The sequence below is a fragment of the Inquilinus limosus genome, assembly GCF_051487185.1.
Taxonomy (GTDB): domain Bacteria; phylum Pseudomonadota; class Alphaproteobacteria; order DSM-16000; family Inquilinaceae; genus Inquilinus; species Inquilinus limosus_F.
This window is the reverse complement of record NZ_JAHVDK010000012.1, coordinates 60,324-77,433: the sequence shown is the minus strand read 5'-3', so window position 1 is coordinate 77,433 and position 17,110 is coordinate 60,324. Positions and strand designations below refer to the sequence as shown.

16 protein-coding genes and 1 pseudogene are annotated in these 17,110 nt (G+C 67.7%); 12 read left to right on the top strand and 5 right to left on the bottom strand.

All coding sequences use genetic code 11. The features are described from left to right. Positions 1-99 precede the first annotated feature (99 nt). The 3 genes from KXR53_RS15390 to KXR53_RS15380 form a co-directional block, all read right to left on the bottom strand. Positions 100-1,533, bottom strand: coding sequence for an extracellular solute-binding protein (locus KXR53_RS15390; protein WP_437376105.1), 1,434 nt, complete (start codon positions 1,531-1,533; stop codon positions 100-102). Between the two features lie 82 nt (positions 1,534-1,615). Then, a complete protein-coding gene (locus KXR53_RS15385) occupies positions 1,616-2,707 on the bottom strand; it encodes an ABC transporter ATP-binding protein (protein WP_437376104.1) in 1,092 nt (363 codons plus the stop codon). Positions 2,708-2,807: 100 nt separating this feature from the next. Then, positions 2,808-3,521 (bottom strand): GntR family transcriptional regulator, encoded by a 714-nt coding sequence (locus tag KXR53_RS15380; protein WP_437376103.1) that lies wholly within the window; start codon positions 3,519-3,521, stop codon positions 2,808-2,810. Positions 3,522-3,650: 129 nt separating this feature from the next. On the opposite strand from KXR53_RS15380, the gene KXR53_RS15375 reads away from it, so the two are divergent. From KXR53_RS15375 to KXR53_RS15360, 4 genes and pseudogenes are all read left to right on the top strand, one after another. Then, on the top strand, positions 3,651-4,892 hold the full coding sequence (locus KXR53_RS15375; protein ID WP_437376102.1) for an iron-containing alcohol dehydrogenase: 1,242 nt from the start codon (positions 3,651-3,653) through the stop codon (positions 4,890-4,892). 12 nt (positions 4,893-4,904) lie between these two features. Then, complete coding sequence (locus KXR53_RS15370) at positions 4,905-6,398, top strand: NAD-dependent succinate-semialdehyde dehydrogenase (RefSeq protein WP_437376101.1); 1,494 nt, start codon at positions 4,905-4,907, stop codon at positions 6,396-6,398. A 203-nt stretch (positions 6,399-6,601) separates the two neighbouring features. Continuing rightward, positions 6,602-7,180, top strand: a pseudogene (locus tag KXR53_RS15365) (FAD-dependent monooxygenase); the annotation flags it as partial. Between the two features lie 83 nt (positions 7,181-7,263). After that, positions 7,264-8,103 carry an FAD-dependent monooxygenase gene (locus KXR53_RS15360; RefSeq protein WP_437376100.1) on the top strand — a complete coding sequence of 280 codons (840 nt, stop codon included), beginning with the start codon at positions 7,264-7,266 and terminating at the stop codon, positions 8,101-8,103. Between the two features lie 12 nt (positions 8,104-8,115). Here KXR53_RS15360 and KXR53_RS15355 read toward each other — a convergent pair whose 3' ends face one another. Next, entirely contained in the window at positions 8,116-9,171 is a 1,056-nt protein-coding gene (locus KXR53_RS15355; RefSeq protein WP_437376099.1) for an Ldh family oxidoreductase, read from the bottom strand. An 88-nt stretch (positions 9,172-9,259) separates the two neighbouring features. Between KXR53_RS15355 and KXR53_RS15350 the strand changes: the two genes are divergently transcribed. Next, entirely contained in the window at positions 9,260-9,949 is a 690-nt protein-coding gene (locus KXR53_RS15350; protein WP_437376098.1) for an RraA family protein, read from the top strand. A gap of 140 nt (positions 9,950-10,089) precedes the next feature. Here the strand turns inward: KXR53_RS15350 and KXR53_RS15345 are convergent, their stop codons facing one another. Beyond that, a complete protein-coding gene (locus tag KXR53_RS15345; RefSeq protein ID WP_437376097.1) occupies positions 10,090-10,608 on the bottom strand; it encodes a c-type cytochrome in 519 nt (172 codons plus the stop codon). A 943-nt stretch (positions 10,609-11,551) separates the two neighbouring features. Between KXR53_RS15345 and KXR53_RS15340 the strand changes: the two genes are divergently transcribed. From KXR53_RS15340 to KXR53_RS15310, 7 genes are all read left to right on the top strand, one after another. Further along, positions 11,552-11,776: a hypothetical protein gene (locus tag KXR53_RS15340; protein WP_437376096.1), complete on the top strand. Its 225-nt coding sequence runs from the start codon at positions 11,552-11,554 to the stop codon at positions 11,774-11,776. Between the two features lie 243 nt (positions 11,777-12,019). Next, positions 12,020-12,475: a hypothetical protein gene (locus KXR53_RS15335; protein WP_437376095.1), complete on the top strand. Its 456-nt coding sequence runs from the start codon at positions 12,020-12,022 to the stop codon at positions 12,473-12,475. Positions 12,476-12,569: 94 nt separating this feature from the next. After that, the gene (locus tag KXR53_RS15330) at positions 12,570-13,577 is read left to right on the top strand and encodes an oxygenase MpaB family protein (RefSeq protein ID WP_437376094.1); all 1,008 of its coding nucleotides are present in this window, start codon (positions 12,570-12,572) and stop codon (positions 13,575-13,577) included. A 320-nt stretch (positions 13,578-13,897) separates the two neighbouring features. Beyond that, positions 13,898-14,197 carry a hypothetical protein gene (locus KXR53_RS15325; protein ID WP_437376093.1) on the top strand — a complete coding sequence of 100 codons (300 nt, stop codon included), beginning with the start codon at positions 13,898-13,900 and terminating at the stop codon, positions 14,195-14,197. Between the two features lie 214 nt (positions 14,198-14,411). Continuing rightward, the gene (locus KXR53_RS15320; RefSeq protein WP_437376092.1) at positions 14,412-14,993 is read left to right on the top strand and encodes a cytochrome c oxidase assembly protein; all 582 of its coding nucleotides are present in this window, start codon (positions 14,412-14,414) and stop codon (positions 14,991-14,993) included. Further along, positions 14,994-16,127: a c-type cytochrome gene (locus KXR53_RS15315; protein ID WP_437376091.1), complete on the top strand. Its 1,134-nt coding sequence runs from the start codon at positions 14,994-14,996 to the stop codon at positions 16,125-16,127. Beyond that, positions 16,124-17,110 (top strand): c-type cytochrome, encoded by a 987-nt coding sequence (locus KXR53_RS15310; protein ID WP_437376090.1) that lies wholly within the window; start codon positions 16,124-16,126, stop codon positions 17,108-17,110. The genes KXR53_RS15315 and KXR53_RS15310 overlap by 4 nt, the downstream gene beginning before the upstream one ends.

The following is a 17,110-nucleotide window of genomic DNA, read 5'->3' as shown; positions in this document are numbered from 1 at the left end:
TCTCGATCGCAGTTCTGCTTGGCGGATCCGTCCCGCCCGGCCGCGGCTCGGGGCTGCTGCCGCCGGCCCGGACAACCGGCGGCAGCGGCCTCCGTCACATCATTCGATCAGGCCCGCTTCGGTCAGCAGGTTCTGCTGGAACTTGGCGATGTTGTCCAAGGTCGTCTTGGCGTCCTGCTTGCCGGTGATCGCGAGATCGAACTGGTCCTGCTGCTGGGTCAGCAGCTCAAAGAACTGAGGCACGTGCCACACGTCCTTCTGCCAGTCCAGCGACGGGGCCCATGCCCGGTTCCATGGGCGATAGGTCACGTATTTGGGATCCGAATACACGGACTTGATCGCCGATTGGCCGCCCGCCGCCGCGAACTGGTGCTGGATGTCGGACGACAGCCACCACTTCACGAACTCCACGGCCTCCTTGATCTGGATGTCGGTCGTCCAGGTGGTCAGCACAAAGGGCTGTCCTCCGATATTGGACCAGCGGACCATCTTGCCGTCGGGTCCTATGGTTCCCGGCATGAGGCCGAACACCAGCTTGTCCGCGACCTTCGAGGTCTTCGGGTCGAGCGAGGCTTCGCCCAGGCCGATCCAGTTGACGTTCATGGCCACCTTGCCTTCGCGGAACAGTTCGTCCGTCTTGAAGATGTCCATGGTGCCGGTCTTGGCCACCGGCGGCATGTACTCGATCAGGCTCAGATACGTCTCCAGCGCCTTCACCGCGGCGGGCGAATTCACCACGCCCTCCGCCTGGCCTTGGGGCACCTGGGTTTCGTCCCAGATGTTGCCGCCGATCTGCCAGATGAAGCCGTTGATCTGCATGGATGAGAAGTCGTAGCTTTTCCCGGCCTGGAAGGCGATACCGTAGAAATCGTCTTCGGCAGGCTTGCCTGCCAGCATCTCTCCCTTCTTACGCCGGAAGAACTCGCCGACATTCCTGAAATCGTCCCAGGTCATGGCGTCGATCTCTTCACCCGTGCAGGGCAGCTTCTTCTGGTACTTCGCCATGAAGTTCTTCTGCTCGGTCTCGTCGCAGATGATGTCCTTGCGCGCGAAGGTGACCAGCACGTCGGGAAACTGCGGGAAGCCGTAATAGTTCTCGGATTTATAGGGGTAAGTCGAATAGGCGTTCAGCGGATTGGGATGGATCTCCATGAACGCCTTCTTGAACTCGGGATCGGCATCCAGGAGGTCGTTGATCTTCCGGAAATAGCCGCCCTCGACGAAGGCGCCCAGCCACTGCGAGTCGGATACGATGAAGTTGTATTTCTGTTCGCCGGAGGTAAGCGAGGCGTTCACGCGTGTGTAGAAATCGGGCCACGGGATGAAGTCGACATCGAGCTTCACGGTGTTGCCGGATTTCGGTTTGTACTGTTCGTCGAAGAACTTCTTCATGATGCGCGTCGGCGGCCAATCGGGCACCGCCATCGACAGGGTGACCTCTTCGGCCAAGGAAAGCCTGGCCCCGCCCGTCATCAGCAAAGCAGCCAGTCCTGCCGCCGCCACCACGCCCTTGATCTTCGTCGTCGCCGTCATCTTCAGGTCTCCTCCCATGTATTATCAGCGTCTTTTTTGCTTGTTCTTGTATCTTTTTGTTTCTGGTCTTTTGGCCTCCGGCTCAGGTGATCGCCTGTCCGTTCGAAGCCCGGAAGACGTAGAGTTTTCCTGGATCGAGAACGATCGATGCCTGCTGACCGGGCTGCAGGCCCGAAGCCGCCGCTTCCGGCAGCACCAGCCGAAGCGTCTCCCCGCCTGTCTCCATCGAGATCACCGTGATGTCGCCCAACGGCTCCAGCATGGCGATGCTCGCCGTCACGCTGCCTTCGCCGCCTGTCGCGAGGCGGATGTCGCTCGGCCGGATGCCCACCACGGCCGCCTCCCCCGCTTCCGCGGTGCTCAGCTTGCGCGTGCACGGCAGGGGGCCGATCGCGGACTCGATGACGGTGCCGTCGCGGGCCAGCGTGCCTTTGATCATGTTCATGGGGGGCGAGCCGATCTTGCCGGCCACATACAGATCGCGCGGCGCTTCGTAGAGCTCGTCGGGCGTCCCGGTCTGCACGACGCCGCCGTCACGCAGCACGGCGATCTCCTCGCCCATCGACAGCGCCTCGAGCTCGTCGGGCGTCGCATAGACGATCGTGAGTCCGAACTGACGATGCAGCCGCTTCAACTCGGCACGCATGTCGTGCCGGAGCTTGGCGTCGAGATTGGTCAGGGGTTCGTCCAGCAGCAGGATCCGCGGGCGCCGGATCAGGGACCGGCCGAGCGCGACCCGCTGCTGCTCGCCGCCCGAGAGCGTGCCGGGCTTGCGGTCGAGCTTCGTGTCGAGCCGGAGCATCGCCGCCGTCTCCCGGACGCGGTGATCGATCTCCTGCCGCCCCTCCCCCGCTTCGACCAGCGGATAGGCCAGATTCTGATAGACGGTGAGATGCGGATAGAGCGCGAAGGACTGGAACACCATCGACACGCCGCGTCCCGCGATCGGCTGGTGCGTCCAGTCCCGACCGAAGATCTCGACGCGGCCCCGGTCCGGCGCGACGAGCCCGGCGATCGTGCGCAGCGTCGTCGTCTTGCCCACCGAGCTGGGCCCGAACAGCACGAAGAAGCGGCCTTCCGCGACGCTGAACGACAGGTTGTGCAGGGCTCGGACGCGGCCGTAGGACTTGCTGACATTCGTCAGGCTCAGCGCGCAGGTGTCGACCTGTCCCATCGCTTCCCTCCCTTCATCCCAGCGTATCACGGATCCGCTCGCCGCTGGCGACTCCCGCATTCGGGCGAGGGACGCGTGCCTGGCGAAACCACGGCCGGCATCAGTCGAACGCCGGCAGCAGGCGGTCGCGCGACCGCTCGATATGGATGCGCATCGCCCGCTCGGCTTCGTCCGGGTCGCGCCGGGAGAAGGCGGCGAGGATCGCCGCATGCTCGTCGAGCGCCTCCTCGGTCACCCGCGAATGGAACATCAGGCGGAAGATGTGGAAATGGGTGTGCTGGTGCGCCAGCGTCTCGCGGATGAGCTCGTTGCCGGCGACCGCGAGGATCTTGTCGTGGAACACGGCATCCTCGCGCGCGAACTGCGAATAGCGGGCCCGTGCGTCCGGTCCGTCCGGGCGTGACATCACCCCCGCCGCCTCGGTCAGCTCCTGCAGCGCCGCATCCGTCATCGCCGCCGCGGCCTTGCGTGCCGCGTCGGGCTCGAGCAGCAGGCGCAGCTGGTACAGTTCGGTGAAGCGCCGGCGCGAGATCTGGGGCGCCGCGCTATAGCCGACCAGATGCGTCTTCACCACCAGGCCCTCGCCTTCCAGGCGGCCGAGCGCCTCGCGGATCGGCGTCTGCGACACGTTGAACTCGCGCGCCAGGGCGTCGACGGTGATGCGGGCGCCGGGAGGGATCTTCAGCGCCATCAGCCGGGCGAAGATCGCCTCGTAGACCTCTTCCGCGAGGCTGGCGGCCCGGTGGATCGCCGGGGCGCCCTCGCCCGGATCGGCCGCCGGACGGGATTCGATGAGTGGTTTCTGGCTGCGCACTGCTTTGTCCCTTGACAATGCCGGAGAGCTAGCACGATCCTCCGCCGCATTCAATACGATATCCTATATGATTCGATATAGGATGCTTTGACTGGCCGATTTGCGGCTCATCAATCGATGGAGTCGATCGTGACGTCCTTCTCGGCGATCCGGCTGCCCAAGGAGATCCTGTTCGGCAAAGGCCAGTGCGATGCCCTGCCCGCGGTTGCCAGCCGCCTCGGCCGACGGGCGCTGGTGTGCACCGACGAGCGCCTCGCTCAATCATCCGATTTCGAGCGGATGCTGGACGGCCTGCGCGCGGCCGGCCTCGTCGTCAGTGTCTATGGCCGCGTGCTGCCGGACGTGCCGCGCGACAGCGCCGCCGACTGTGCCGACGAGGCACGCGGCTTCGCGCCCGACCTCGTCATCGGCATCGGCGGCGGCAGTTGCATGGACATGGCGAAATGCGCCGCCCTGCTGCTCACCCATGGCGGCCGGCTGCCGGACTATTACGGCGAGTTCAAGGTGCCGGGACAAGTGCTGCCGGTCGTCGCCGTTCCCACCACCGCGGGGACCGGCTCGGAAGCGACGCCCGTCGCGGTGATCTCCGACCCGGACCGCATGCTGAAGGTCGGCATCTCAAGCCCGTACCTCATTCCCGCCGCGGCCATCTGCGACCCCGACCTCACCCTCTCCTGCCCGCCCGCCCTGACGGCGGTCGCCGGCGCCGACGCGCTGACCCACGCCATCGAGGCGTTCACCGCGGGCCGGCGCCCGCCTTCGGCGGAGCTCGCGCAGCAGCACGTCTTCATCGGCAAGAGCGCGCTGACCGACCATTTCGCGCTTCTCGCCATCCGGCTGCTCGGGCGCAGCCTCGAACGCGCCTGGCGCGACGGGGCGGACGAGGATGCGAGGGCGGAGGTGATGATGGCGGCGCTGGCCGCGGGCTGCGCCTTCGGCACGGCGGGCACGGCGGCGGCGCATGCCATCCAATATCCGGTCGGCGCCTTGACCCACACGCCCCACGGGCTCGGCGTCGCGACCGCCCTGCCTTATGTGATGCGCTTCAACCGCGCCGCGGCGCTGGACGAGATGGCGGAGATCGCCGTCGCGCTCGGGGTCGGCGGCGGGATCAGCTCGCGCGCGGCGCTAGCCGACGCCGCCATCGACGAGGTGACGCGGCTGCTGCGCGCCATCGGCATCACGCCGACGCTCGCCGGCCTCAGCCTGCCCGCGGACAAGCTGGACTGGACCGCCGAGCAGGCGGTCGGCATCGAGCGCCTGATCAAGAACAATCCGCGCCCGATCGGGCTCGCCGAGATGCGCCGCTTGGTCGACGCCGCCTTTCGCGGCGATCCGGACGCGGCGGCATCCGACCCTGTCCTCGACTAAGGAATTCCGCCCATGGCCCTTGCGACGCCGCTTTCAGCCGCGCCCCCCTCTTCCGCATCGGGCATCGATCCCGCCAGCTGCGCCCGCGGCCTCTATATCGGCGGAGAATGGCTGTGGCCGGCGGGGCGTGCACCGATCCCCGTCATCGATCCGTCGACCGAACAGCTCCTGGCCGAGGTGCCGGACGCATCGGTCGAGGATGCGGCCGCCGCGGTCGAGGCGGCCGCGCAGGCGGGCGCGGCCTGGCGCTCGACACCGCCGCGCCGACGGTCGGAGATCCTGCGCCGCTGCTTCGAGCTGATGACGGAGCGCGCCGAGGACCTGGCGCAGCTGATCGCGCTGGAGAACGGCAAGGCCCTGCGCGACGCACGCGGCGAGGTCGCCTACGCCGCCGACTTCTTCCGCTGGAACGCGGAAGAGGCGGTGCGCATCTGCGGTGACTTCATGCTCTCCCCCACCGGGGCGAACCACATCGTCGTCGATTACGAGCCGATCGGCATCTGCGTGCTCGTCACGCCCTGGAACTTCCCGGCGGCGATGGCGACCCGCAAGATCGCCCCGGCGCTCGCCGCCGGCTGCACCGTGGTGCTCAAGCCGGCGAGCGAGACGCCGCTGACCGCCTATGCGCTGGCCGCCCTCTGCGCGGAGGCCGGCGTGCCGCCGGGTGTCGTCAACGTGCTGACCACCTCGACGCCCGGTCCGGTGACGGCTTCGATGCTGGCGGATCCGCGGGTGCGGAAGCTGTCCTTCACCGGCTCCACCCAGGTCGGCCGGGTGCTGCTCGCCGAGGCAGCGAAGCATGTGGTGAGCTGTTCGATGGAGCTCGGCGGCAACGCGCCGCTCATCGTCTTCGATGACGCCGATCTCGACCTGGCGATCGACGGCGCCATGCTGGCCAAGATGCGCAATGGCGGCGAGGCCTGCACCGCCGCCAACCGCCTCTATGTCCAGTCCGGCCTCTACGACCGGTTCGCAGTGGAGCTCGCGGCGCGCATGGCGGCGCTGAAGGTCGGCCCCGGCACCGACCCCGCCACCGAATGCGGCCCGATGATCAACCCGGCGGCGGTCGGCAAGATCGAGCGGCTGGTGGACGACGCCCTGTCGCGCGGCGCCCGGCTGCTCTGCGGCGGCCGGCGGCCGAACGGGCCCGGCTATTTCTATCCGCCGACCGTGCTGGATGGGGTCCCGGCCGATGCCGCCATGGCACAGGAGGAGATCTTCGGGCCGGTTGCCGCGCTCAGCCGCTTCGAGACGGAGGACGAGGCCGTCGCCCTCGCCAATGCCACCGAGTACGGCCTGGCCGCCTACGTCTTCACCCACGATCTGGCGCGTGGCCTGCGGGTCTGCCGCCGCATCGAGACCGGCATGGTTGGGCTCAACCGCGGACTGGTCTCCGATCCGTCGGCGCCGTTCGGCGGCACCAAGCAGAGCGGGCTCGGACGGGAGGGCGGCGCGCAGGGCGTGCTGGAATTCCTCGAGGCGAAGTATATCGCGACGCGGCTCTGATCCGACGGCCGACCCGTTCCGCCCCGCTACACCACTCCCCAGGGACACGAGCACTGCCTCGACCTCATGGCGGTCACGACGACATTGACGCGCAGCGTCGCGCCAACGTGCTTGCCTGCCGGTTCGCGACCCGGTGAAATCTCCCCGATGCGCCATCGCCGCGACGGTCAGCGCTGCGCCGATTTGGCGACCGGGAGGGGACCATGGCGGATGCCGTTCGTGTGCTGATCGTCGGTGCCGGCCCAGTTGGGCTCACCTTGGCGGCCGAGCTGACCCGCTATGGCGTTCCTGTTCGCATCATCGACAAGGCGGCGACGCGGACCGACAAATCGAAGGCGCTGGTGCTCTGGAGTCGCTCGCTGGAGCTGCTTGAGCACGCGGGCAGCGTCGACCGCTTCCTCGCCGCCGGCATCAAGGCCCACGGCGTGCGGATCTCCAACGGGCGGCGGCTCATCGGCGAGGTCGGCTTCGACCAGATCGAAAGTCCCTATCCGTTTGCGCTCATGATTCCCCAGAACGAGACCGAGCGACTTCTGGAAGCCCGGCTGGAGGAGTTCGGGTGCCGGGTCGAGCGTCAGGTCGAGCTGCTGCGCTTCGATGCCCGCGCGGATGGGATCACGGCAACCCTGCGCCACGCCGCCAACCGCGAGGAGATCGTGGAGGCTGACTGGCTGATCGGCTGCGACGGCGCGCATTCGACGGTGCGCCGTGGGCTGGGCTTCGAATTCGCCGGCTCGACCCAGCCGAGCGACTGGGTTCTTGCCGACATACGGCTCGACGGGCTCGGTCTCCCGGACAAGCTCGACATCTTCTGGCACCGGGACGGCATCCTGGCCTTCTTCCCGATCGGCGGGACCGGTATCGCGTGGTCGCCGATCTCGGCCCCGCCGACGGCAAGGATCGGCGTCCCGATCCGACCCTGGCGGAGGTGCAGGCGCTGGTCGACCACCGCGGCCCGGGCGGCGTGCGGCTGCGCGATCCGATCTGGCTGTCCTCGTTCCGCATCAACGAGCGCAAGGTCAGGGACTATGCCGCCGGCCACGTCTTCCTCGCCGGCGACGCCGCCCATATCCACAGCCCGGCTGGCGGCCAGGGCATGAACACCGGGATGCAGGACGCCTTCAACCTCGCCTGGAAGCTCGCCTTGGTCGCGAAGGGCACGGCCCGGGCGTCGCTGCTCGACAGCTACTCGGTCGAGCGCAGTGCCGTCGGCGAGCGCGTGCTGCGCAACGCCGGACGGATGACCGATGTCGCGATCCTGCGCAACCCCGTGGCCCAGGCGGTGCGCAACGCCGCGGCTAGGATCGTGCTCGGCCTGTCGCAGGTGCAGCGCCGCATGTCGGACGCTCTGAGTGAGCTCGAGATCGCCTATCCCGACAGCCCGCTGTCGGTCGCGGCTTCCCACGCGCCGCGCGGCGGCGCGCTGCCGGCGGCAGGCGAGCGCTGGCCGCCGGCGGCGGGCGATCCCGCGCCGATCGGATCCGGCGAGGCGCCGCGTTTCGCAGTGGCGGGGGCCGGCGATGCCGCCGCCCGTCTCTCGGCGCTCTTCCCCGGTCTCGTCGACACACGACCACGGCCGGCGCCGTCGGAGGACGGGTTGTGGCTGATCCGCCCCGACGGGTATGTCGGGCTCGTCGTCGGTCACGATTGGCAAGCCCCGGCGGAGCGGTACCTCGCGGCGATCGCCCCGCAAATCGGGCCATGAAGCATCTCAGGGCTAGGCCGATACCATCGCCTCGATCTCTGCAGCCGAAACGCCGACGGATTCGGCTGCGGCGCGGATATCGCCCCAGGTTGCGTCGTCGATCGGTATCCCTCCGGCGGTGCGGCGCCTGCGGGTCGCGGCCTCGGCCTCGCCCGGCAGCAGCACCGGCGCCGCCGGATCGACCGGCGGCGATCCCTTCACCCAATCTGAGAAGCGCAGGACCTCCGCTGTATAGGCGGCGCGGTCCGGCAGCCGGCCGACGTCGATCGCGATGCTGGTCATGGTATTCTCCAGCACAGCGACGCCGGGGGCGGTGCAGCCGCCACCCGACAGCGCGCCGGCGAGGATGTCGGTCAGGATGTTGAGGCCCGCGCCCCTGTGCCCGCCGAACGGCAGGATCGCGCCGCCGTCGTAGAAGTCGGCCGGATCGGTGGTCGGCCGACCGGCCTTGTCGACGATGATGCCCGGCGCGACGGCCTCGCCCTTGTTCTTCGCCACCAGCAGCTTGCCCTCGGCAGTCATGGCGGTGGTGATGTCGAGCAGGATCGGGTCGCGGCCCGCCACCGGCACGCAGATCGCCATCGGGCTCGGCGACAGCCGCCGGTCGCTGCCGCCGAATGGCGTCACCATCAGCCCGAGGCCGGTGGTGTTCAGGAAGTGCAGCGAGACCAGGCCGTACCCGGCCAGCCGCTCCGCCCAGTCCCCCAGCCGGCCGAGATGGCCGGACCGGCGGATGGTGACGAGCGCGATGCCATGCGCCTTCGCGCGCTCGGCCAGCAGGTCCATGGCCTGCTCGCCGATGGTCTGGCCGAAGCCGAACTGCCCGTCGATGACCAGCAGGCTGCCGCCGTCGAAGACCAGATCGGCGCTGCGGCCGGGGAAGACCTTACCGGCGCGGAGGAAGTCGATGTAACGCCGGGTGCGCACGACGCCATGCGAGTCATGGCCGCAGAGATTGCTGTCGACGAGGTGGCGGGCGATACGCCCCGCCTCTTCCGCGGCGCAGCCGCCGGCCGTGAAGATCCGCTCCACGACGCCGGTCAGGGGCCCGGCCCCGATCAGCCGCATGATGTCCTCCCCGTGCTGTTGCCTTGTCTTTGCCGGGCAGTATAGCGTTCGCCCAGGTCGATGGACCCGTCGCCAAATGGGGTGCACCATGATCGAGGATCCGCCGCTGCTGACGATCCGCCGCTGCTTCGCCCGGCCGGATCCGGCGCTGGTCGAGGCCCTGCGGGGTGTCCAGACCGGCTTCGCCGTCGACGCTATGGGCGGCTCGGGCGCGCTGCATCACCGGATCAAGCCGGTCGATCCCGCCATGGCCGGCTTCGTCGGCGTCACGGTGACCTGCGACTGCGGCCCGGCCGACAACCTGGCGGTGTTCGCCGCGCTCGACATCGCCGGACCGGGCGATGTCCTGGTCTGCGCCGCCGGCGGCTATGAGGGCACGGCGGTGATCGGCGACCTGGTCGCCGGCATGGCCCGCAACAAGGGCGCTGTGGCGCTCGTGACCGACGGGCTGGTGCGCGATCTGGTCGGGCTTCGGCAGGTCGGGCTGCAGGTGTTCGCGGCCGGCGTCACCCCGAACTCACCGGCGCGGCAGGGGCCGGGCACGGCAGGGCTGCCGGTCGTGGTCGGCGGGGTGCGGATCGAGTCCGGAGACGTCCTGGTCGGCGACCTGGACGGCGTGGTGGTGATCCCGCGGGAGCGCTTGGCCGCGGTCGTCGATCGTTTGGAGGCGATCCGGCAGAAGGAGGCAGCGCTTGACGCGGCGGTCCGGGAAGGCCTGGCCATGCCGGACTTCGCCCGCCGCATCCTCGATTCCGAACGGGTGCGATCGATCGACTGAGTCAGGCGGCACGCGCGCCCAACCGGAACTGCGTGCTCTGACCCCCAGACCCAGCCATTTTCAGGTCCATGCTGGTGTGGTGCAATCCACGTCTTCTGCCGGAATAGTCGCAGCGCCGAGCATTATTTGATCTGATCTGCCTATTTGGCATCGGCTGCGGTTTCGCCCGGCGGCACGATCCGGAACATGAAGGTCGAAACGCTCTCTCCAGGTTTGAACGGCCCGGGGACCTGGTTATGAACAGGGGCTAAACTTTGGAGAAAAGCCGCGATCGCCGTGCCGTCATCCGCCGTGAGCTGTGCGAAGGCGTGCCATGGCATGATCGGCGCCAACATGCGGCCGTCCGGCCGCTGGCCGCCTTGTATCGCTGTCACGATCTGCTCCCGGGTCCAACTGCCGATGCCGGTCTCCTTGTCGGGTGTTATGTTCGGGCCGACAAAGACACCGAGGCCCGGCATCTCGAAGCCGACATCTGAGCCGCCAAGAAAGCGTGACATGTCGGGCCTGCCGAAGAAATATCCCGGCGTGTGGCAGTCGTTGCAGCCGCTGATCGTGACAAGGTATTTGCCGCGTGCAATCTGGGTATCGTCGGCCAGGGCCGTAACCGCTGGAAGCGCGGCGACCGACGTGATCAGCAACGCAAGGCAAATGCGTAGCATGATTATGCCTCCCTAGCCCCGCTTGCCCCTTGCCCTCCGCGCATGGAGCAAAGCATTTGTCAAAAATTTATCACATAATCAAGATTTCCTGGTGCTCTCAGTTCGTTGGAGCCTACGCGCCGAAGCCCACGCCGAAATGGGGACTAAGAAGTGCCTGCAGGCTGGCACGCCGAAGGTGAATACGCGCTCGTAGGCTTCATGCCCATCGTTTCGATCGTCTCGCCCATGTTGCACGGGAGACTGCATGGCCTGCAGAGATGTCCGCATAGGCAATCTCCCTTTCCGCATGTATTTGCGCGCGTGCAGCCCGACAACATCATGGGAATCATGGCGGCGGCTATCCATCTCGCATTCAGCGTGCGCATAGCCTTTCTCATTTGAAACCGTGAAATATGAGGCGAATTGATAAGGAAATCTACTTGTCCGATTGAGGTACATTCGAAGCATGGATGGGGGGGGGAAAGGCGCGAGATGTTCCTGCCGAGTGTGGATCTGGCAACCGATCCCTGGGAGCGGGCCGATCTTCGCCGTTGCGAGTCGAGGAGCTTGCTGAAGGTTGCCTTCATCCACCAATATCGCGGAGCGCGCGCAAATAGTCTGACTATACCGAAGTGCGCCCCAGTACAGTATTCCTACGGCGATATGATCATAATCACGGGATATTATAATACTAAATGTCCGACAACATTTGAAGGAGAAACCTTACACCTGTGCAGTGATACGAATCTCGTGCCTTAGATCAATAAATGCATTGACGGAGATGAAGAGAGCTGGTTTATCGAGGGGCAGCCGGATTCAAGATCGCCCAAGCATAGTGCTCCCGGCGCATGCCGGAGGATGCGAGATCGCAGCGACGCGCCGGCTCAGGCGTTCGAGGCGAACCCATCTGCCGACGCTTTCCCAACGATCACAGGAATCTACGAACCCCAGGGAGGACCGGCAAATGCCCGCAGACGGCACCGATTTGATCCGTGGTTTGCCTGACGCGTCACCGCGACAGGGCGGCTTCATCTGTGGAGCTTGGCCGGTCGGTCGCGCTGCCCTCGCGGCGCTGATTGATATGGGCATGACGGAAGAGAACATCGCCCGCTACTTTTCCATCAGCCCCGACAGTGTTGCCGCGATCCGCGCAGAGTACCAAGCCACATCCGGTTCGGAGCTTGCATAAGGACGGCGGTGGCGATGACGGTCCGTGCTGGACAAGCCTTGAGACAGGCCCCTCGGCTTTCGGCCGGAGAGCAGGGCCGGGGACCTTCTTCATCAGGGTCGACCAGCGGAAGTGATCTCGACCGCCGCGACGGACGGCATTCATTCTTGAGGAAACATGCACAACAAAGCCCTTTACCTGGTCTCCACTTCCGGTCCTGAGGCGAGTCATCTCGCTACTCAGCCGCTGTTTCGGACGCAGTCCATGACCGGTCCCGGCCTCGCGGATTTTGAGCGGCTTGGGCTGTCTGTCGAGGGCGCTGGAACCGAATGGGTGCGGCTGACCGGCTGCTTTGCGCATCGGCTTGACCTCCGTGTCACCGGCCGGCCGCGCGAAGGCGAGGATGACTCTGCGCCCATTGTCTGGGACGTTCTTGGTCACTGGCGGATGCCGCGCCGGCGTTGCCTCGTTTCGTCGGATATCGATGAGTGGCTCGGCTTGTGCGGCCTCGACGCCTTTGCCTTACTCCGCGGGCTCCGGAACGACGCGATCGCGGAGACCACCGGCTCGGCGACGGTCTCGGATGGCTTCGACCATTGCGGCCGGCGCGTCATCAACCCGTTCCGCGACCGCTTCGGCAACGACACCTGTCCTGCCAGCGAATACGGCCATGCCTATCGCTTGTGGCGGAGCCGTTGGCGCGACGCCTTGGCGGAGTAACCCGCTTCACAATGGATTCGCTGGGGCGCTTCTGCCGACCCACAGCCGCCGCTGTGGCCTGGCCGGACACGGCTGGGTTCGACCCGAAGCGGCCATGGGAGAGGCCCGCGGTGCTGCTGATCCAGTCAGCATATTCGGCCAGCTTGGAAAGGCAGCGAAGATGGTCATAATAGAGCCGTCAGACTGCCTCTCGTCGTCGTCACAGTTCGTCGGCGGTTCGCTCCGGATGCCACACCCTCCAGCTGGCCCGGTCCGCTCCCTGCTTCCGGACGCGCTCGCGCGGCCGATCAAAGACACGATCGCTGCCCAGGTCGTCGCAATGTTCAACGACCGGCGGCGCGGCGAGCGTCCTGTCGTGCGGCGCGCCGACGGGTTGTTCGGCCCGTGCGCGGTCGCATGGCGGGTCCATGGCGACGTCACCTCGATGATGGTCGGAGGCGTCGCGGCCCTGCTGCTGCAGATGCTTCACCCGGCCGTTTTGGCGGGGGTGTGGGATCATTCGAACTTTCGGACCGATATGCGGGGACGGCTCCGACGCACGGCGCGCTTCATCGCGCTGACCACCTATGGCGGGCGGGCAGAGGCCGAGGCCGCGATCGCGCGCGTCCGCGCCATCCACAATCGGGTCCGGGGCGTGTTGCCCGACGGCAGCCCGTACGCGGCCAATGATCCGTCGCTGCTGGCCTGGGTTCACCTCACGGAGACGACCTGCTTCCTGGACGCCTGGATCCGTTACGCCGAGCCAGGCATGTCGGCCGCCGACCAGGACCGCTACTTCGCCGAGATGGCGCAGATCGCAGAGGCGCTCGGTGCCGATCCGATCCCGCGCAGCCGATCAAGGGCGCGACAGCTGTTTGGCGCTATGGGGCCGCAGCTACGGTCCGACGAGCGAACCCGGGAAGTCGCCCGTTTCGTTCTGACGCAACCTGCGCCGAGCATGCTGGCGGAGCCCCTGCAGGCGGTTACCATCCAGGCCGCCATCGACTTGCTGCCTGCATGGGCGCGCCACATGCATGGGTTGGATATTCCGATCATCAGTCGCGTGCTGGTCCGCGCCGGCACCCTCAGCCTTGCGAGGACACTCCGCTGGGCATTCGAGTGATGGCCTTCCTGGGTCCGACCGGGGTCACCGCCAGGGCGGTTGCCCGCGGGCCACGAGCTGCCGACGCCTCAGTTTCACGGGCGCCGAGGCTCCGCCCTGGCGGGCCGAACGTCAGGAGATCTGGGGCCACCAGGAGCCGCTGACTGGCTCCGGCCGGACCGCGCCGCAGCAGCATAGGAGCCCACCCGTACTGGCCTTTCGGAACTCGACCGGAAACCAGATCAGCCACTATTCTTTCCGGAGGTCGTCGACCACCTTGTTCCCAGACCGTCCGACCTTGGGTCGGAACGGCCCATCCAAAGCCCCGACGCGAGATCTGCATGCGGGCTATCGTTGAATTTTGGTGTGGCGAACTTCCACTTGGTCGCGCCTTCTGGCTCTGGGGCATCTTGGGCGGGGCCGTCGTCAGCCTGGCCTCCACAGTGCTGGCGCTGATGCTCCTTGCCGCCCATGCGCCGGCTTGGCTCGCTGTGCTCGCCTTTATCGCGCATCTCCCATGGAACCTGGTTCTGCTGATCGGAGTTTGGCGGAGCGCGGGGCGCGGCGAGACCAGTCGCGAGATCGCCAATCTCGCCCGTATGACCATTGTGGTCTGGGTAGTTGCGCTATCCCTGCTGTAGTCCCTGGGCCGCCAGAGTCTCGGCAGTATGGCGACCGCGTCGACATCGGCCGGGCGTCCGTCGGACAGCGCTCGGCCCGCTGAGGGTGTCGGTTCGGGCTTGACCTCACAGAGCCCAGCGTGGGTCTCGGAGCCCGAAGCGGAAATCAAACCGGCAGGCCCCTCATCGCCCGAGGAACGGTCATTCGAAAGATCGTGTTTCCGATTCCATGTTCATGTCCGAGGGATTTTTGACGCAGCATATGGCGGCGCATCTCGCGGCGATGAACATGGTCGCGCCGCTGTGCGTGGTGGCATGGGATCGGTTTGCCCGCGGCCGGATGTCGGTAGAAGCCGTCCGCCTCCTTCCGGCGGCCGCTCTCCAGGCCGTCCTGATCTGGGGCTGGCATCTCCCGGCCGTGTTCGCAGCCGTCTGCCGAAGTCCGGTACTGACCGCGGCGATGCATGTCTCGCTGTTCCTGTCGGCCTGCTGGTTCTGGTTCGCCGTGATCCATGCAGCCCGGCGCGCCGCCTGGACGCCGCTGGCCGCCCTGCTGGCCACGGGCAAGCTGTTCTGCCTTCTCGGCGTCCTCCTCGCCTTCTCTCCGCGTCCGATCTATGCGTCGCCGGCGCTGCCGCCCACCTGCTTCGATCCGGCCTCGCCCTGGCCGCTGGTGGAGGACCAGCAGCTCGCCGGGCTGCTGATGCTGACGGCCTGCCCACTGGTCTATGGGACGGCGGCGATCCTGATCGCACGCCGCCGGCTCGCCGCGCTGGCCCGCGACGGCGGCTGGCGCTTCGGCCGGAGGGCCGGCTAGATGGCTTTGCTCGCGACGGCGCACCGCTGTGCCCTGGCTCTCGGCGTGCTGGTCGCCGTTGTCGGCGCCCTTGTCCTCGGTGCGGTTCTCGTTCTTTCGGGCGTGTACAACGTCGCCGCGTCGGACAAGCATTTCCACATCACCGACCGGCTGCTCAGGCTGGTGCTCTGGCGCTCCGTGGACACGCACAGCACCGGCATCGAGGTGCCCGACCTCGATGATGCCGGTCTCATCCGCCTCGGTGCCCGGCATTTCGCCGCCGGTTGCGAACCCTGCCACGCCGGGCCCGGGATCCGCCAGAACCCTGTTGCCACATCCATGTACCCGACCGCTCCGGCGCTGGGCGATCAGGTCGCCGGTTGGGAAACGAGGGAGCTGTTCTGGATCGTCCGCCACGGGCTCAAGTTCACTGGCATGCCGCAGTGGCCCGGCGACGGCCGGGACGACGAGGTCTGGCCCGTGGTCGCCTTCCTCCGCCGGCTCCCTGGCCTGTCGCCCGGCGAATACGCGGATCTGACCGGGCTCGACGAGGCCGGCAAGCCCTCCGGCTTCATGGCCGACAGGTCCGTCGCCGCCGGCTGCGCCCTTTGCCACGGCGATGCCGATCAGGCTCCGGTGGCGGATCCGGCGCCGGCGCTCCGGGGCCAGAGCAAACCCTATCTCCTGCGCGCGCTGGAGGAATACGCCGGGGATACGCGCCAGAGCGGCATGATGGAAGCCGTCGCCGCGGCGCTATCGGCTCGTGAACGGGAAAGGCTTGCCGGCGAGTTCGCCGCCATGCCGCCCCCGGCCGGCGACCAGGACGTGCAGCAGGATCCCGAGCCGGTCGCGCGGGGTGCGGCGATCGCCTCCGGCGGCGTTCCCGAGCGGAATGTCCCGCCCTGCCTCGCCTGCCACTTGGGGCGAAGGTCGCCGCAATTCCCCCGGCTGGGGGGCTTGTCCGCCGGCTACATCGCAAACCAGCTCCGGCTGTTTCGCGATGGTGTCCGGGGTGGGACGCCCTATGGCGCGATCATGGCACCGATCGCCGGGCGCCTCACCGATCGGCAGATCGAGGATGTGGCCGCCTATTTCGCAAGCCGCCGCAGGTCAAGCCCCGAGATGGCGACCGACGCCGGCGAAGCGGCGCCATGAGCCGCCGCCGGACATCCGCCCCGGCACTCGTGGCGCCGCTCTGCGGCTGCACGGGCGTCCAGTCGGCGCTGGTCCCACGCGGGACGGAGGCGCAGGAGATCGACGCGCTGTTCTGGACCGCCACCGGGATAGCGGTCGTGGTCACGGCCCTAGTCCTTGTCGCCATCGCCCTGGCTTTGCACGGGCCGGCCGGCTGGCGTCGGTTCCTCGCCACGGACCGGATCGTCGTCGGCGGCGGCATCGTGCTGCCGGTGGTCGTGCTCAGCGCCCTTCTGGCCTACGGCCTGCTGGTGATGGAAGCGGGCGCGGCGCGGTCCCGGAGCGCCGAGGGGCCGGGGGTGACGATCACCGGCAAGCGCTGGTGGTGGCGGGTCGTCTATGAGGACCGTGATGGGCGTGACATCGTCAGCGCCAACGAGCTGCGCCTGCCGGTCGGCCGGCCGGTCGCGGTCCGGCTCGAGACGGACGACGTGATCCACAGCTTCTGGGCGCCGCAGCTCGGCGGCAAGCTCGACATGATCCCGGGCCGGACCAATGTCCTGACGCTCGAAGCCACGGAGGCCGGCGTCAGCCGCGCGCAATGCGCGGAGTATTGCGGCGGCGCCCATGCGCTGATGTCGATGTATGTCGTGGCGCTCGAAGCCGATGCCTATGACGCCTGGCTCGCCGCCGAGGCTGCGCCGGCCCGTCCGCCCGCATCGGAGCCGGCGCGGCGCGGCATGCAGCTCTTCCTCCAGAATGGCTGCGGCGCCTGCCACGCCGTGCGCGGCACCGAGGCGGCTGGCACGATCGGCCCGGACCTCACCCATGTCGGCGGCCGCCTCTCGCTCGGCGCCGCGGCGCTGCCGAACGATGCCGAGGCGTTCGCGCGCTGGATTGCCGAGAACCAGCACGTCAAGCCGGGCAACCTGATGCCGCCCTACCGCAGCCTGTCGCAGGACGAGCTCGCCGCGATCGCCGCCTATCTGGAGGGGCTGGACTAG

Excerpts from the sequence above, each read along its gene's own strand:
- KXR53_RS15390 (WP_437376105.1), bottom strand. The coding sequence starts at position 1,533 with ATGACGGCGACGACGAAGATCAAGGGCGTGGTGGCGGCGGCAGGACTG.
- KXR53_RS15385 (WP_437376104.1), bottom strand. The coding sequence starts at position 2,707 with ATGGGACAGGTCGACACCTGCGCGCTGAGCCTGACGAATGTCAGCAAG.
- KXR53_RS15370 (WP_437376101.1), top strand. The coding sequence starts at position 4,905 with ATGGCCCTTGCGACGCCGCTTTCAGCCGCGCCCCCCTCTTCCGCATCG.
- KXR53_RS15355 (WP_437376099.1), bottom strand. The coding sequence starts at position 9,171 with ATGCGGCTGATCGGGGCCGGGCCCCTGACCGGCGTCGTGGAGCGGATC.
- KXR53_RS15350 (WP_437376098.1), top strand. The coding sequence starts at position 9,260 with ATGATCGAGGATCCGCCGCTGCTGACGATCCGCCGCTGCTTCGCCCGG.
- KXR53_RS15345 (WP_437376097.1), bottom strand. The coding sequence starts at position 10,608 with ATGCTACGCATTTGCCTTGCGTTGCTGATCACGTCGGTCGCCGCGCTT.
- KXR53_RS15340 (WP_437376096.1), top strand. The coding sequence starts at position 11,552 with ATGCCCGCAGACGGCACCGATTTGATCCGTGGTTTGCCTGACGCGTCA.
- KXR53_RS15335 (WP_437376095.1), top strand. The coding sequence starts at position 12,020 with ATGACCGGTCCCGGCCTCGCGGATTTTGAGCGGCTTGGGCTGTCTGTC.
- KXR53_RS15330 (WP_437376094.1), top strand. The coding sequence starts at position 12,570 with ATGGGAGAGGCCCGCGGTGCTGCTGATCCAGTCAGCATATTCGGCCAG.
- KXR53_RS15325 (WP_437376093.1), top strand. The coding sequence starts at position 13,898 with ATGCGGGCTATCGTTGAATTTTGGTGTGGCGAACTTCCACTTGGTCGC.
- KXR53_RS15320 (WP_437376092.1), top strand. The coding sequence starts at position 14,412 with ATGTCCGAGGGATTTTTGACGCAGCATATGGCGGCGCATCTCGCGGCG.
- KXR53_RS15315 (WP_437376091.1), top strand. The coding sequence starts at position 14,994 with ATGGCTTTGCTCGCGACGGCGCACCGCTGTGCCCTGGCTCTCGGCGTG.
- KXR53_RS15310 (WP_437376090.1), top strand. The coding sequence starts at position 16,124 with ATGAGCCGCCGCCGGACATCCGCCCCGGCACTCGTGGCGCCGCTCTGC.